We start from the raw sequence: 13,829 nt of genomic DNA on the forward strand, positions 1-13,829 counted from the left end.
CACAAATTCGGATTGATGCGGGCTTGATGTTAGTAGGCTGCGAGTTTGTCATATCGGGCCCGCCCCGCCGACATTGCTAGATCTTGTTGAAGAGATCGATCAAAGTTGCGCGCGCAATAAAGATGCGGACTAAGGCAGATCGGGTCTTTGCGACTATTGACGGGCAAGCCAGTCGGGCCCGGTCCAATGTTGGCCTTGCACTTGTACCGTCATCGCAACCAACGGCGAACACCGGAGCACGCTGGGCCGGGGATCAACGCCGTTATTCGATCCTCATCGCGCTCAACATGGCGCTTCTGTGCGCTGGCGACGCACGGCTCGTTGCTATCCCGCACGATTGAAAGCCGACGCGCGAGAACGTCTGTCAACTGCAGCAGGCAACTTGTCAATTCCTCTTGGGAGTTCATATAGGTGCTCCTGTTTCTGGCGCGGCGACGTCGCGCCGTAGAGACGAACACTGACGGGTTCGATCACGTGGGCCGGCGCCGTCTCTACGACTTCGCGAGCCAAGCTGGGAACGTTATACGCGGCCGTGCCTCGCTTGATCGATAGCCCAACAGCGCGCCTGTCAATATCGACGCACTGCAACACCTCCTCTGCGGTATCCATACCTGCCTGCTCCAACAGCCGCGCATCCCCGCGGCCCGCAGCCAGCCGCTGCACAACCCCTTGGCCCACATCCCGCAGCACCAGCTCTATAGTACGCTTCACTCCGACCGCCACCAAAGGTGACGAGACCGAGAATTACGGTGAGACTTAAAGCCATGACACGATTAATCAGTGACATCATCTTCTCCGTTTTCGCACATGGTACTGATCAGGCTTGACGGATATTGCAGAAGTCTTCGTAGCATCGACTATGCGAAATCAGTCAGTGAGTAAAAATTCGCGGTACTCCTTGGTCATAGCGGTGCCGGGGGCCGGGCCGAGAACCAGGGTGGCGATCGTGGGGTCGGGACCTGCTGCGCCTGTCACGCGGCTATGCCTCGGTTGCCGACCAGTGCGGCGTCGTCGAGCTGATTGGCCCTTGCTGGCGCACTACGGGACCCAGAAGCAGCGTTTGCGGCATCCGCCTGACGTCCTGGCCGCGAAAACCCGGATCGCCTACTGCCTGACCGAGGCCGAGGCCGGCTCTGACCTCTCCAATGTCCGGACCACAGCGCGGGAGACTGCCGATGGTTATATCATCACCGGTGGGAAGCCGTGGATCCACAATGCGCCGGTTGCCGATCTTGGTTTTGTTCTGGCTTCGACCGATCAGACCGCGAGCCAAGTAGGTGCGCTGAACTTTGCGATGCTAAAGTGCCACGTCAGGCGCTGCTCGGCCCCAAGGGGCGCGGCTTCGACATTATGATGAGCGTGCTCGAAAAGGGCCGCGTCGGCATCGGTTCACCGTCTGTCGGCATCGTCCAAGCGGGGGCTCGAATCCGCGTTGGGTTACGCCCGCGAACGGCGTCAGTTCGGAAAACCGATCCTGGAGAACCAGGGCCTGCAATGGATGATGGCCGACATGGCCAAAGATATTGCCGCCGCCCGCGCCCTCGTCGAGCGCGCCGCGCTGATGATCGACCGAGGCATCCCCGCAACCGCGGCTGCCTCGATGGCGAAGTGCTTCGCCATCGACATGGCCGTTGCACAGACCCGCTAACGCAGTCCAGATTTTCGGCGGCTCCGGCTACATCCAGGGCTTCGAGGTAGAGCGCCTCTATCGCGACGCTGAGATCACCCAAATCTATGAGGGTACTAATCAGATCCAGCGCACCATCATTGCTCGAGAATTAATGAAGAGCGGCGCATAGCGGTTTTTGCCTGGCCACGGATCCGACCTGGTGATCCGCTTTGAGCCCAGAAGCGGCCGTTCCATAACCGCTCAGTACGCGAATCTCTACTACTAGGAGAATCACTACCAAAACATGTACGAGTTGGGGGAACACCTTGTTCGCTCATCGATTAGGGCGTGGATGATTCTAAATGAACAACTCCGCCAGACGAGCCCCGGGCCGTCAAAAACTATCGAAAACGCCCCCCTCAGATCTCGGCGCCGAAATCTGGGTCCGCGTTCAGCTTCACCGGATCAAGGAGAGAATTCGAACTGGAAAAGCGCCTTCCGTCGCGCAAACTTGCCGTGCCCTAGCCGCCGCCGGCGGAATTCAATCCTTTGTTGGAGGGAACCCCCGAATCCTTAGCGCGAGAGAATCAGGCGAGGAGTCTCCGCTCATAGTCTCCCCAAAACGGGAATATTCGCGGAGAAGGCCGGAGACTTTCCGCAATTTCCACCTCAAGTTCGGCAAAGCGGGAGGCCAGAGACGGAATCGAATGCGCGAAAAGCCCGGATTTCCCGCCCATGCTCGCGTCTCTTGGGAAGCCCGGCAGAACGCCGCACTGCCTGGCTGGCGACGCAGTGCTGATCGCGCCCGTCTCCAACCGGATTCCCTGCTAACAGGGATTTTTACAGGGAATTTTGCGATTTTGACGCTTAAGGGCCCGATTCCGTAGCAAAAACCCGCTGTGCTGCAGTAATTTCTCGTACAATTCCCTACGCAAATTAACAGGGAAAATATTTCACGGAACAGGAAATTTTTATTGAGTAACAGGGAATTAAACCCGCAACTATGTAAGCGTCCATTTCTCACACACTTGTCTCTTTAAGGTTCGGACGAGATCTGTTCTCACCGACAAATTTGCAAGTGAGGACGCAAGATGCCCGATAAACTTCTATCCCGTGAGCGTTACGGTGAGGCTTTTTGGCGAGCCCACCATAAGGCGTGGCGCCATAGCGAGTTGAATCAGCCAGAGTATTGCGAGGCTCAGGGGATTCCGCTCAAGGCGTTCGGCAACTGGCGGTCGAAGTTCAAAGACGAGCCCCAGCCGCCGTCGCCCAAGCTGCTCTACCGGCGCCGCAACCTAAGTCACACCCTTGGTCACAGCCTAAGTCATAGGCTTAGTCATATGACTTACGGCTCGCCGGTGTCAGGTCCCATCGTGCCGCCGGCACGCGAGGGCCATCGGCGGAGGTTCAACGAGGCGGACAAGCGCCAGATCCTTGAGCAGGCTGTGCAGACGGGTGCGAACCTCTCGGAGGTAGAGCGCCGCTATGGGATAGCGGCGCCTGTTCTATTCCGTTGGAAGCAAGGACTGACGCCGTCGGCCGCGCCGGTGTTCGTCGCGGTGCAGATAACTGATGCGAACGCACCCTCTGATGCGGCGCTGAGCAACGAGGAGCGCGCGCCGTGACGCTGCTTCCTCCGGGCGTGACGGCGCCGGGCGACATCGTACTAGTCTAGATCAGCCCGGTCAAAGACTGGCGTTTTCTCAATCTTGCCGCGACCATCACCAGCAGGTGTATCTTCGGCGGCGTGGCGTAGCGCCTCTGCTTTAGCGCCCAATCCATCATCGGTCTCGTTCCAATGTCGGCTTTGCGCGGCGGCCATTCGCAGAAAGTCTGTTTTGCCCCATCTGCGACATTCGAGGCCGGCTTGCTAACAGGCCCGAATTTCCTCCCGCCGGTAGTCGCCAAGAACTCATAAGCTTTCGAACGCCTAACACGGCAAAAATTTTAGATTCCGAACTTTCTAAAGTTGTAGCCACTAGGCTGCGTGAATTCGAAAGCTGCAGCAGCGCGCACCACATCGTCCTCGCAATAAGATCGTCCGACGATCTGAAGGCCCACCGGCATGCCGTCCGGCGCGATGCCCGCGCAAACCGATGCGGCAGGCTGTCCGGTCAGGTTGAACGGATACGTATAGAAAACCCATGAGACCAGGTTTCTATCGTCCAAAGCATCGGGAATATTTTTTCCTACATTGAGTGACGTCACTGGAAGAACGGGCGAGATCAGAAGATCGTAGCGCTCGAAGAAGGTACGGATATTCTCGCGTAAAGCGTAGCGGGCAAACACCTTGGTATAATAGTCGCGCATGTCTTGCGACAGCGCCGGTTCAAGCACTTCGGCGACCGCCGGGTCCAGAAGGTCACGCTGATTCTCCATGAAGGATCGCAACCGAATGCCAACTCCAGCATAGAATTCCGCCGTCCAAAGATCGGCCGGATCGGCTTCAAAGACGCTTTCAACGAGTTCCACGTCGCAACCGAGGTCCTCAAATATCCGCGCCGCACGGTCAGTGAGTTTCACCACTTCAGGATCCGGCCGCGCGTACCCCAACGTCGTGCTGTACGCTATTCTCATGTTGGTCACAGATGCGCGTGCAGCGCCCAATACATCCGGCACAGGCCCGGCGACTCCGAACGGGTCACGGCGGTCCAGACCGGCGATGACCGAAAAAAGCAACGCAGCGTCCTTTACAGATCTCGCAAGGGGGCCGACGTGAGCGAGCGTCGGTGTTGCGGATGTCGGCCAAACAGGGACACGACCGAATTGTCCTTTTAACCCCACCAATCCCGTGAATGCAGCCGGGATACGGACTGACCCGCCCCCATCCGTGCCGAGTGCGAAGGGCGTGATGCCGGCTGCTACCGAAGCTGCCGCCCCTGCACTCGAACCGCCCGGCGTTTTGGCTAGATTCCATGGATTGCGGGTGATACCTGTGAGCGGACTGTCTCCGACTGGCTTGCACCCGAACTCGCTCGTCGTGGTCTTGCCGATCAAAATGCCCCCAGCGGCTTTGGCGCGCTCCACTGCGGGCGCGTCGACCGTCGCAACATTGGATTTCATCGTGCGCGAGCCGGAGGCGTAACCAACGCCTTTGACCGCCATGAGATCCTTGGCGGAAAATGGAATCCCGTGGATGGCGCCGAGCGGCGCACCTTTCATAACGGCATCTTCCGCAATTTTTGCCGCAGCGAGAGCTTGCTCCGGCATGAGAAGATAAAACGCGTTAAGTGTCGACTGCGTTGCTTCGGCTTTCGTCAACGCACGTCGGGTCAGTTCGACCGGCGATATTTCCCTGGCCGCAATGCGACGGCGCATCTCCATCGCGCTCATGGTGTCGAATTCAGCCGACATTAGATGCACCTCCTTGGCCGGAAAAAGAATTCCGGACAGCCTTCGTGCAAGGCTGTCCGGAAGAGCCTTTTGAGTGACTGGGTGCGCCTTCGGCGTGCGGGCGTTAGTTTAAAAGGGCGAAAGCCCGAACAGGTGAACCGGAACCGCCCTTGAACTTGAGCGGCACACCGAAGAATTGGAATTCACCTTTACCGAGCAGTTCCTCGAGATTGACCAGCCATTCCCAGTGACTGATGCCGAGATCACGACACAGCCGATGCTGCGCAAAGATGTTGTCGGTGGGCTTATCGGTCGACGGTCCCTCCACGCCGTGCATCTTCGATCCGCGATCGTAGAGCCACTTGGTAGCCTCGACCGTCAGCAACGGATTTTTCCAGACCGAATCCAGTCCCGGATAGTTGCGCTTGTGAAAGCCGGTGCACAACAGAACGATGTGGCCGTCGACCTTCACGCCGGCCTTCTTCTCTGCGGCTTCCATATCCGCGACGGTGATGTCGCCGAGATCGGGAATGTGCTGCAAGTCAAAGCAAAGCGCCTTGCCCATGAAGGTCTCAAGCGGCATTTCATCGACCGGGGCTCCCTTCGGATTCACATGGCGATAAGCGTCGACATGTGTTCCGACGTGGTCGAGCATGGCGATGAAATTGGTTTGAAATGTCATGGGGTCGCCGGGTACGCCAAGGCTTTGCGCCTTGGTGCTTTCATGGCTCATGTGCAGCGCGACCACGGGCCGCTGGAAGAGCTTGTGAGCCGGCATGTTATCTTCGATAGTTAGGCTGAGATCGATCACGCGTTGAGCCATGGTTACTCCTTGGGCTTCGGGGTTGAACTTGTTGACTTCTTCTTGCCGAGGAACGATTCCATCACCTCGGGATCGCGAGACAGCACCGAACTCGGTCCTTCACGCGCAATTCGACCGTTGGCGATGACGAAACCGTAATCGGCGATTGCCAGCGCGTATGATGCAAGTTGCTCGACGAGGACAATGGTGAGCCCTTCCTTGTTGAGATCGCTGAGCGCCCTTATCAATTGATCGACGATCTTCGGCGCGAGTCCTAGCGAGAGTTCGTCAACGATAAGCAACTCCGGTTGAGCCATCAGTCCGCGTGCGATGGCGAGCATCTGCTGCTCGCCCCCCGACAGGCTTCCTGCCTGTTGATGCAGGCGCTCTTTCAGGCGCGGAAACAGTTCAAGAGTTTTTTGCAGAGTTGATCGCGACGCCTTATGCTTAAGGCCGCCATGCAGGTAGGCGCCAAGGACCAGGTTGTCTTCGACCGTCTGATCCGGAAACAGCAGACGTCCCTCGGGCACCATGACCAATCCGCGCGACACCTTGCGATCGGCGCTTAGTCCGGTGGTGTCCTGGCCCCGAAAGAAAACCTGTCCGCGTGACGGGTACACAAGACCGGTGGCGCCTCGCACCATCGAGGACTTGCCGGCGCCATTGTTGCCGATGACGGCGACGAGTTGACCGCGTTTGACGCTCAGCGAGATATCCCGCACGGCAATAGCGGCGCCGTAGCGCAATTCCATCTTCCGGATTTCGAGCAGAACTTCACTCATGCGGCGGTCTCGGCCCGTTCCGGCGGCGTTCCGAAATAAGCCTCGATGACGCGGGGATCGTTCTGGATAGCCGCGGGGGCGTCGCTGGCAATCACCTGGCCGTAGTCCAGCACCGTGACCGTATCCGCCAGAGCCATAATGAGATCGACATGATGCTCGATCAGCAGCACAGAGATGCCAAGGCCCGCGATCTTGCGAACTATCGCTTCGAGGTCGTCAATTTCCTGCGTCGTCAGCCCGGCCGCGGGCTCATCGAGCAACAGAAGTCGCGGCTTTCCCGCCAACGCACGCGCAATCTCGAGACGCCGTTGCAGACCGAAGGGCAGGAAACGCGCGGCCTCGTTGGCATACTGGGAAAGACCGACGAAGCCGAGCAGACCGATCGCGGCCCGGCGGCATTCGAATTCCTCGCGCTGCATGCGCGGGGTGCGCAGCAGGGCATGAACGAGGCCATAGGACAGGCGCTGGTCATAGCCCACCATGACGTTTTCAAGCACGCTCAGCTCACCGAATAGTTCCGTGTTCTGAAACGTGCGCGCGAGCCCAAGCCGCGCGATCTCAAGCGAACGCCGACCTGTAAGTTCGACGCCGTCGAGTTCGCAACGACCTTCATCGGGCTGATAGAAACCCGAAATCGTGTTGACGAAAGTGGACTTGCCCGCGCCATTCGGCCCGATCAACGCGTGGATCTCACCGCCTTTCACGCGCAACGAGACATTCGACAGGGCACTCAATCCCCCAAAACGGACGGTAAGAGCATTGGCCACCAACTCGGCAGTCCACGTTTGCTTATCGTGGCGTAGCGTTGTCTCAACGGGTAGACCTTCCGCAACATCAGGAACCGGGTCAGCGGGCCGCCATCGATCGAATGCCAGCCGCAAGGTGCCGAGAACGCCGCGCGGCAACACGAACATCACCAGCAGCAGCAGCGCACCATAGGCAAAGTTTTGCCAGAGTTGAAATTGCTGCAGATATTCCGGCAGGTAAGTCAGAATATACGCGCCGATCACCGGCCCAAAGGTCGATCCGGCTCCGCCGAGGATCACCATCAGCAAAAAACGCACACTGTCGGAGAATGTGAATATATCCGGCGATATGTAGGAATTCAGAAAGGCGTAAAAGGTACCCGCGATGCCAGCCGTCACGGACGCCACCACGAAAGCCAGCGTTCGCATGGCGGTAGGATTGATTCCGAGAGCGCGCGACGCTGTCTCGCTTTGTGAGACAGCGAGCATCGTCCGCCCGTAACGCGATATTTTCAGATTGTGGATGAGCAGCGTGAAAACAAACAGCGTGACGGCCAGCACGGCGTAGAAAGCAAAGCCTGAGAGTTTGATGCCGAAAACATTTGGCCGCGGAATTGAACTGAGACCCGTGGTGCCTCCGGTCAGGGATTGCCACTCGATGGCGACGTTCTCAACAATAATGCCGAAAGCGATCGTGACGACAGCGAGATAGACGCCTTTGACCCGCACCGTCGGATAGGCGAGCAGCACGCCGAACGCCCCGGAAAGGATTGCCGCGCCGATGCAGGACGCAACGATGTCAAAGCCGAGCCGCGTGGCGAGGACCGCTCCTGTATAGGATCCCAGCGCGAACAGGCCCGCCTGCCCCAACGAAACCAGGCCTGTAAGACCCACCAGAACATTCAGACCCACTGCAATCAGGCCGTAGATCAGAAACAACATGAAAAGCCGCAGCGCATATTCGTTAGCCGCCATCAGCGGGACGGCGGTAAGGATGAGGGCAAAGACGAGAAAGCCGAGAGGAACGAGGTATCTCATACCTTGAGGACCTCGCGTTTGCCGAACAGACCCTGCGGAAAGACCAACAGCACCAGGATCATGACACCGAAGCCGATGATTTCGCGGGCAGCCGTCGAGATATAGCCTTCGACAAATTTCTCCATGACCCCGAAGCCCAGCCCGACAATGACGATCCCGGGCGCGCTGGTGATGCCGCCGATGATCGCGACCGCGAAGCCCTTGAGTCCCAGCAGCGCGCCCATACTCGCGGAGACCTGAATCACGGGCGCCACCAGCACACCGGCAGCCGCGCCGAACAGCGATGCCAGACCGTAGGAAAAGGCGACAATGCGGTTGACGTTGATGCCCATAAGGGCTGCGGCTCGCTTGTCGTGCGCAACCGCCTGCATGGCGCGGCCGATCAAAGTATGCCGCTGCATAAGCCTCAAACCGACCATCACAAGGATTGCCACAACAGGAATCGCGAGTTCCTGCGGATAGACGCCGGCGCCGAAGATATGAACGGCACTCTTCACGCCAGGCGATGACAAGGGTCGTGAAAAGCCGCCAAACTGCAGCGTCGCCAATGCCTCGATCATCACGCCGACGGCGATTGTGGTCAGCATCCAGCCGATCGAGGTTGAAGTCGCTGCGAATGGCCGCACGGCAAAGCGCTCAAGCAGCACCCCGAATATTCCACCTGCGATAATCGCCAATAGACAGGCAACCGCCAGCGGTATTCCTACATCCACGCCAAGCACGGCGAGAACGGCACCAAGCATCAACGTGTCGCCATGCGCAAAATTCACCGCCTTGGCTGCCGACCACATGATGTGAAAGCCCAAGCCTACCAGCGCGTAGATGCCTCCGATGGCAAGGCCCGACAGGATGTATTGAATTGCTGCTGTCACGATCTCAGTCAATCACTCGAAAATCTCGGATCAGGGTAATGTCAGCGGACGTCCAGGATGCGGAAGACGCGTCCCGAAATTCCCCTTGCGCTTGGTGGCCGCTCCAGGCGCGCGCCTGCCGGCGCTGCCCATTATTGATGATGGCTGCTTCGCAGCCGCCGACCGGCTCAACTGCTGTCAGTTGGTCTTGGCGTAAGAGGTTTGCTCAATCGGAAGCAGCTTGCTGTCGGTCCAGACCGTCAGCTTGTAATATTTGGGAAGGATCGCGTCCTGGCGTTCTGGATCGGAAGCGTCGAAGGCCGGCTTATAATCGGCAACGAGACCTTCGTAATTCACGCTGTAAAGCGCTTCGCGGACTTTCGGCCAATCGTAGGAACCAGCCTTTTCGATCGCCTTCGCGATGATGTAAACAGCGTCATAAGCATTGGCGACGCCCGATCCCATTTTGATCTCCGACGGATCCTTGACGCCGTACTTTGCCTTGAGCTTGTCCCACAACGCCTGCTTCTTCGGATCCATGGCACCCATGAATGTATAGGTCTGGACCACCTGCACGCCGTTGGCGAGCGGTCCTGCCAACTCACCGAGATTTCCGGCGAGACCCCATGCGCTGATGATCGTGGGCTTCCAGCCTACTTTGTCCATCGATCGCAAGATCTGATTGCCTTCGCGATCCAGCGCCCACACCAACACCAGTTCCGCACCGGCATCACGGGCACGAATGATCTGAGGGGTCATGTCCTGATCGCCCCAGTTGAAAGTCTCCGCGGCGACGAGATCCTTGCCGGCCTTGGCCATCGCGTCCTTCACGTCCGGCAACGCTCCATTGCCCCAGCCCGTGTTCTCATAGAGGAACGCGATCTTTCCGGATTTTGAAGATTTGAGCGCCTGTTCCACGAGGAAGCGAGCGACCCATTTGTCCTTTGCAGACACGCGGAACATGAAGTTCGGGTTGTGGCCGTTTTCGATGGCCTTGGTGTTGGCAGCCAACACCCCGACATAGGGAATGCCGATTTCGTTCACCGGCTCCGCCTGTGCGACCGCGACCGTGGAATGATATCCGCCGAGAATGGCAACGCATTTGTCGGAGAGCGCAATCCGGCGCGTATTGTCCACCCCGCGCGGAGGAGCGCCGGCATCATCATATTGGACCAAGCGAAGCTGCTTGCCGAGCAAGCCGCCCTTGGCATTGATTTCGTCGATAGCGGTCTCGGCCCCCATCTTGATCGCCTGGCCGCCAAATGCGGCGGGGCCAGTGATTGCTGCTGAATTGCCGATGCACGGCTCTTGCTGGGCGAAGGCAGTCGTCGAACACAGTCCGAGCACTGCTGCTCCGGCAACGATTCCGCCGCGGAACATATTCTGCGAAAACATATCGAATTCTCCCGCTTGTTCGATGACCGAAACTTGCCTTTCTGGCTTGTTTCTGCGGGCGAGCTAACGGCAAAGGAATTCGCAGAACAAAGACCAAATTCCAATGAGCGGTATAGGTAAAACCTATTGGATTTGGTGTGATGGCATTTAATGCAGACCACACCTATGTATCTATATGATCTTTATGGATTATTTTTTTAACTAGGCAATAGGTTTTCATGAATGCACATTTTGAAAGCACATTGTGAGTGGCCGCTGCCTGCAAATGTTTGGATCAGGAACGAACGCCGATGGATTTGCGCCAGCTCCAAATACTTCGTGCCGGATCCTTCAAGAACTTGATGTTGATGAAAGCCAGGCAAAGAGAAGCACGTGCTCAACTCTGTTTTCTGAAGCACATCCACGAGCGTCGCGACGTCGGCTTCCCGTTTTCACACGACCTGGACCAACTCCGGACGTCCGAACGGCTTGCGCCACGGATCAGCGAATGGCGGTGACCGCGAACGCTCAGATGAGCGTGCTGCGCGGTCGAACCAATGAGACCAGCACCGCGAGCGCACTCTCACGGACGCGCTGCGCGAATTCCATCGAGGTCCGGTCGGCGAGGCGGATCGGCTATGATGCTGATCTCCCGGCTCGTCGGGACTCACCCGGCGTCGGACGCCCAACGCGTAAAACCGAGGTCGGTGCCATAGCAGCGCCGGATGATGTCCGCGAAGGCGGGCTCGAACGGCTGGTTCGCGGCTTCAACGCCACGGGTATACGCTTGGAATTCCGGCATCAGGGCGCGCAACTCGGCCAGGAGCGCCTTTTCATTCACCTTAGTGAGCCGGCCGTCCTGCACCACGACCTCGCCGTTGACCATCACCGTCTCGATCGACGACCCGTTCTCGCAATAGACGAGATGGTTCCGAATATCGTTCAACGGCGCGAAGTTTACCGTCTGCATGTCGAGGATGAGCAGGTCCGCCTTCTTGCCCACCTCGAGCGAGCCGATCTCCTTCTCGATTAAGGCCGAGCGCGCCCCGCCGAGCGTGCAGGCGTGGAGCACCTTGGACGCGGTCAGCCAACGCGACCAATCCGGGTTGTTGATCTTATGCGCGAGGCCAGCCGCCTTCATTACATCGAACATGCGGGGCGTATCGTTCGAGCAGATGCCGTCCGAACCGAGCGCCACGTTGACGCCCGCCTCGAGCAGCCTGCGGACGGGCGCGATCCCCGCCCCGAGCTTCTGATTCGAGATGGTGTTGTGGACGACCGAGACCCCGGCTGCCCCCATCAGCGCGATATCGTCCTCGCTGACCCAGATCGAATGGGCGATCGTGGTCCAGGGGTTTAGGAGGCCGAGGTCGTTCATGTAGCGCATCAGCGATTTGCCGTAGAGTGCCGGACCAGTGACGCCTTGGACCTTGGTTTCCACTACATGCGTGTGGAACGGGATCCCCCACTCCTTGGCGAGATCGTTGGCCGCCAGCATGAGCTCGGGCGTGCAGCGCTGTGGCGCCGATGGGGCGAGCATGAAGCGCAGGCGGCCTGAGCGGCCGTGATAGCGATCATGCGCCTGTTTGACGAAACCCACATAGTCGTCGACGGTGGGCGGCGACAGCTTGTTGACCTCGTCCTGCAGATGTTGCGGCACCGTTTCGCGGGTGAATGGGATCGTGTCGAGAAAGTTCTTGTCGACCACATGGGCCGAGACGGTGGCCCGGATGCCGATGTCGTCATAGGCTTGGAAGGCCGCGCCCAGGAGCTCCATCTCGGCCTTCGGGCTCTCGTAGAGGTCATCCGACAGGCAGGTCACGCCCGTCTTCAGCGACTCGATCGCGACCAGCATGCTGCGCAGATAGACGAGCCGCTCGGACAGGCGCTTGGCCGCGAGGATCGGGTACGAGTACAGCATCCAAACTTCGAGCGGCATGTTGTCGTAGCGGCCCTTGAACAGCGCCTCGTTGGAATGGAGATGCGCGTTCATGAGGCCCGGCATGACCAGCTTTCCAGCGCCGTCGATCACCGTCGCATCGGTGGGCGCCTGGACGGCGGCGCCGATCGCCGTGATCCGGTCGCCCTCGACTAAAACGTCGCCCGTGAACGGCTCAGCGCTATGTTGTCCTCCCATGGCGAGGATAGTGGCACCCTTGATGAACGTGGTCATGCTGATCTCCGGTTTTCGCATTTAAGGATCGAGAAAGTAGCCGTCGCGCGGCGACCAATGCGCCAGCACCGCGTCGCCCACCGCGAGCGGCGCGGCTTCGAGGTCGCGCAGGCTGGTCTGCGCCTGCAGCACGAAGCCATTGGCGGCATCCAGGAAGACCATGACGGTCGAGCCGATGAATTCCAGCGTTGCGACCCGCGCCGCGACTATGTTGGCGGGCTCCGGCGGTTGGGATCGAGTGATCGCGATCCGGTCGACCGCCACCACCAGAGTCGTGGATTGGCCCACCGAAACCGGGATTGACCCTTGCGGCTCGGCCGCGATCAGGCCGACGCCGGTCTCGATCACGACGTGGACGCCCTCGACCGACCGCACGGCTCCCGGCAGGATGTTGTTGCCGCCGATAAACTCCGCAACGAACTGGTTGCCAGCCCGGCGGTAGATGTCTCGCGGCGTTCCGACCTGCTGCACCCGGCCCTCGTTCATGATGACCACGCGGTCCGCCATGGCGAAGGCCTCGGAGTGGCTGTGGGTCACGCAAATGAAAGTGATGCCGAGCTCGCGGTGCAGCCGCACGAGTTCGGCCTGCATCTTGACCTTGAGATGGGGGTCGAGCGCGCTCAAGGGCTCATCGAGCAGCAGGACCTCTGGTTCGGTGGCCAGTGCCCGCGCCAGGGCCACGCGTTGGCGCTGGCCACCGGACAATTGGGCGGGCGAGCGGTCCGCCAGCTCCGTGATCCCCATGCGGCCCATCCAGTCGTCCGCCTTGGCGCGACGCACGGCGGCAGGCGCCCCGCGCTGCTTGAGCCCAAACTCGACGTTCCGGCGGACCGACAGGAAGGGGAACAGCGCGTAGCTCTGCCACACGAGCGGCGTGTCGCGCGCCCATGGCGGATCGTCGATGAGGCTGCGGCCCCACATGCGGATGTCGCCCGCGCTCGGGCGGTCCAGTCCGGCGATCATGCGCAGCGTCGTGGTCTTGCCGCAGCCGGACGGACCCATGAGGGCGACGAACTCGCCTTTGTCGATGGTCAGCGACACGTCCGCGACCGCGATGTGACTATCGTAGCGCTTGGCCACGTCCTGCAGCTCGAACATGGTCACGGCCATAGCGGCGGGTC

At 59.5% G+C, this 13,829-nt stretch carries 12 protein-coding genes; 4 read left to right on the top strand and 8 right to left on the bottom strand.

Features of this window, described 5'->3' with window-relative positions:
- The first annotated feature begins 1,027 nt into the window (after positions 1-1,027).
- The 4 genes from BLR13_RS41625 (at position 1,028) to tnpA (ending at position 3,234) form a co-directional block, all read left to right on the top strand.
- Positions 1,028-1,354 carry an acyl-CoA dehydrogenase family protein gene (locus tag BLR13_RS41625; protein WP_074825625.1) on the top strand — a complete coding sequence of 109 codons (327 nt, stop codon included), beginning with the start codon at positions 1,028-1,030 and terminating at the stop codon, positions 1,352-1,354.
- A 78-nt stretch (positions 1,355-1,432) separates the two neighbouring features.
- Positions 1,433-1,648, top strand: a complete 216-nt coding sequence (locus BLR13_RS42210) for an acyl-CoA dehydrogenase family protein (protein WP_074825622.1) — start codon at positions 1,433-1,435, stop codon at positions 1,646-1,648.
- On the top strand, positions 1,632-1,799 hold the full coding sequence (locus BLR13_RS42215; protein ID WP_283806843.1) for an acyl-CoA dehydrogenase family protein: 168 nt from the start codon (positions 1,632-1,634) through the stop codon (positions 1,797-1,799). The genes BLR13_RS42210 and BLR13_RS42215 overlap by 17 nt, the downstream gene beginning before the upstream one ends.
- Before the next feature lie 901 nt (positions 1,800-2,700).
- Positions 2,701-3,234, top strand: a complete 534-nt coding sequence (gene tnpA, locus BLR13_RS08210) for an IS66 family insertion sequence element accessory protein TnpA (RefSeq protein WP_074825620.1) — start codon at positions 2,701-2,703, stop codon at positions 3,232-3,234.
- 322 nt (positions 3,235-3,556) lie between these two features.
- Here tnpA and BLR13_RS08215 read toward each other — a convergent pair whose 3' ends face one another.
- The 8 genes from BLR13_RS08215 to BLR13_RS08255 all read right to left on the bottom strand — a co-directional run bounded on the left by BLR13_RS08215 (position 3,557) and on the right by BLR13_RS08255 (position 13,818).
- A complete protein-coding gene (locus BLR13_RS08215; RefSeq protein ID WP_074825618.1) occupies positions 3,557-4,963 on the bottom strand; it encodes an amidase family protein in 1,407 nt (468 codons plus the stop codon).
- Between the two features lie 103 nt (positions 4,964-5,066).
- Positions 5,067-5,765, bottom strand: a complete 699-nt coding sequence (locus tag BLR13_RS08220) for a cyclase family protein (protein ID WP_074825616.1) — start codon at positions 5,763-5,765, stop codon at positions 5,067-5,069.
- Positions 5,766-5,767: 2 nt separating this feature from the next.
- Entirely contained in the window at positions 5,768-6,526 is a 759-nt protein-coding gene (locus BLR13_RS08225) for an ABC transporter ATP-binding protein (RefSeq protein ID WP_074825614.1), read from the bottom strand.
- Positions 6,523-8,310, bottom strand: a complete 1,788-nt coding sequence (locus BLR13_RS08230) for a branched-chain amino acid ABC transporter ATP-binding protein/permease (protein WP_074825612.1) — start codon at positions 8,308-8,310, stop codon at positions 6,523-6,525. The genes BLR13_RS08225 and BLR13_RS08230 overlap by 4 nt, the downstream gene beginning before the upstream one ends.
- Positions 8,307-9,182, bottom strand: a complete 876-nt coding sequence (locus tag BLR13_RS08235; protein WP_074831770.1) for a branched-chain amino acid ABC transporter permease — start codon at positions 9,180-9,182, stop codon at positions 8,307-8,309. Before BLR13_RS08235 ends, BLR13_RS08230 begins: the two co-directional genes overlap by 4 nt.
- 177 nt (positions 9,183-9,359) lie before the next feature.
- Positions 9,360-10,541, bottom strand: coding sequence for an ABC transporter substrate-binding protein (locus BLR13_RS08240; RefSeq protein ID WP_074831768.1), 1,182 nt, complete (start codon positions 10,539-10,541; stop codon positions 9,360-9,362).
- Between the two features lie 661 nt (positions 10,542-11,202).
- Positions 11,203-12,708 (bottom strand): amidohydrolase family protein, encoded by a 1,506-nt coding sequence (locus tag BLR13_RS08250; protein ID WP_074831767.1) that lies wholly within the window; start codon positions 12,706-12,708, stop codon positions 11,203-11,205.
- A 21-nt stretch (positions 12,709-12,729) separates the two neighbouring features.
- Positions 12,730-13,818 (bottom strand): ABC transporter ATP-binding protein, encoded by a 1,089-nt coding sequence (locus BLR13_RS08255; RefSeq protein ID WP_074825606.1) that lies wholly within the window; start codon positions 13,816-13,818, stop codon positions 12,730-12,732.
- Positions 13,819-13,829 lie beyond the last annotated feature (11 nt).

Origin of the sequence: Bradyrhizobium ottawaense, from assembly GCF_900099825.1 — a bacterium.
In the GTDB taxonomy this organism is placed as follows: Bacteria; Pseudomonadota; Alphaproteobacteria; order Rhizobiales; family Xanthobacteraceae; genus Bradyrhizobium; species Bradyrhizobium ottawaense_A.

Bases quoted from the DNA above. Each gene is read 5' to 3' on its own strand.
- tnpA (WP_074825620.1), top strand. From the start codon at position 2,701: ATGCCCGATAAACTTCTATCCCGTGAGCGTTACGGTGAGGCTTTTTGG.
- BLR13_RS08215 (WP_074825618.1), bottom strand. From the start codon at position 4,963: ATGTCGGCTGAATTCGACACCATGAGCGCGATGGAGATGCGCCGTCGC.
- BLR13_RS08220 (WP_074825616.1), bottom strand. From the start codon at position 5,765: ATGGCTCAACGCGTGATCGATCTCAGCCTAACTATCGAAGATAACATG.
- BLR13_RS08225 (WP_074825614.1), bottom strand. From the start codon at position 6,526: ATGAGTGAAGTTCTGCTCGAAATCCGGAAGATGGAATTGCGCTACGGC.
- BLR13_RS08230 (WP_074825612.1), bottom strand. From the start codon at position 8,310: ATGAGATACCTCGTTCCTCTCGGCTTTCTCGTCTTTGCCCTCATCCTT.
- BLR13_RS08240 (WP_074831768.1), bottom strand. From the start codon at position 10,541: ATGTTCCGCGGCGGAATCGTTGCCGGAGCAGCAGTGCTCGGACTGTGT.
- BLR13_RS08250 (WP_074831767.1), bottom strand. From the start codon at position 12,708: ATGACCACGTTCATCAAGGGTGCCACTATCCTCGCCATGGGAGGACAA.
- BLR13_RS08255 (WP_074825606.1), bottom strand. From the start codon at position 13,818: ATGGCCGTGACCATGTTCGAGCTGCAGGACGTGGCCAAGCGCTACGAT.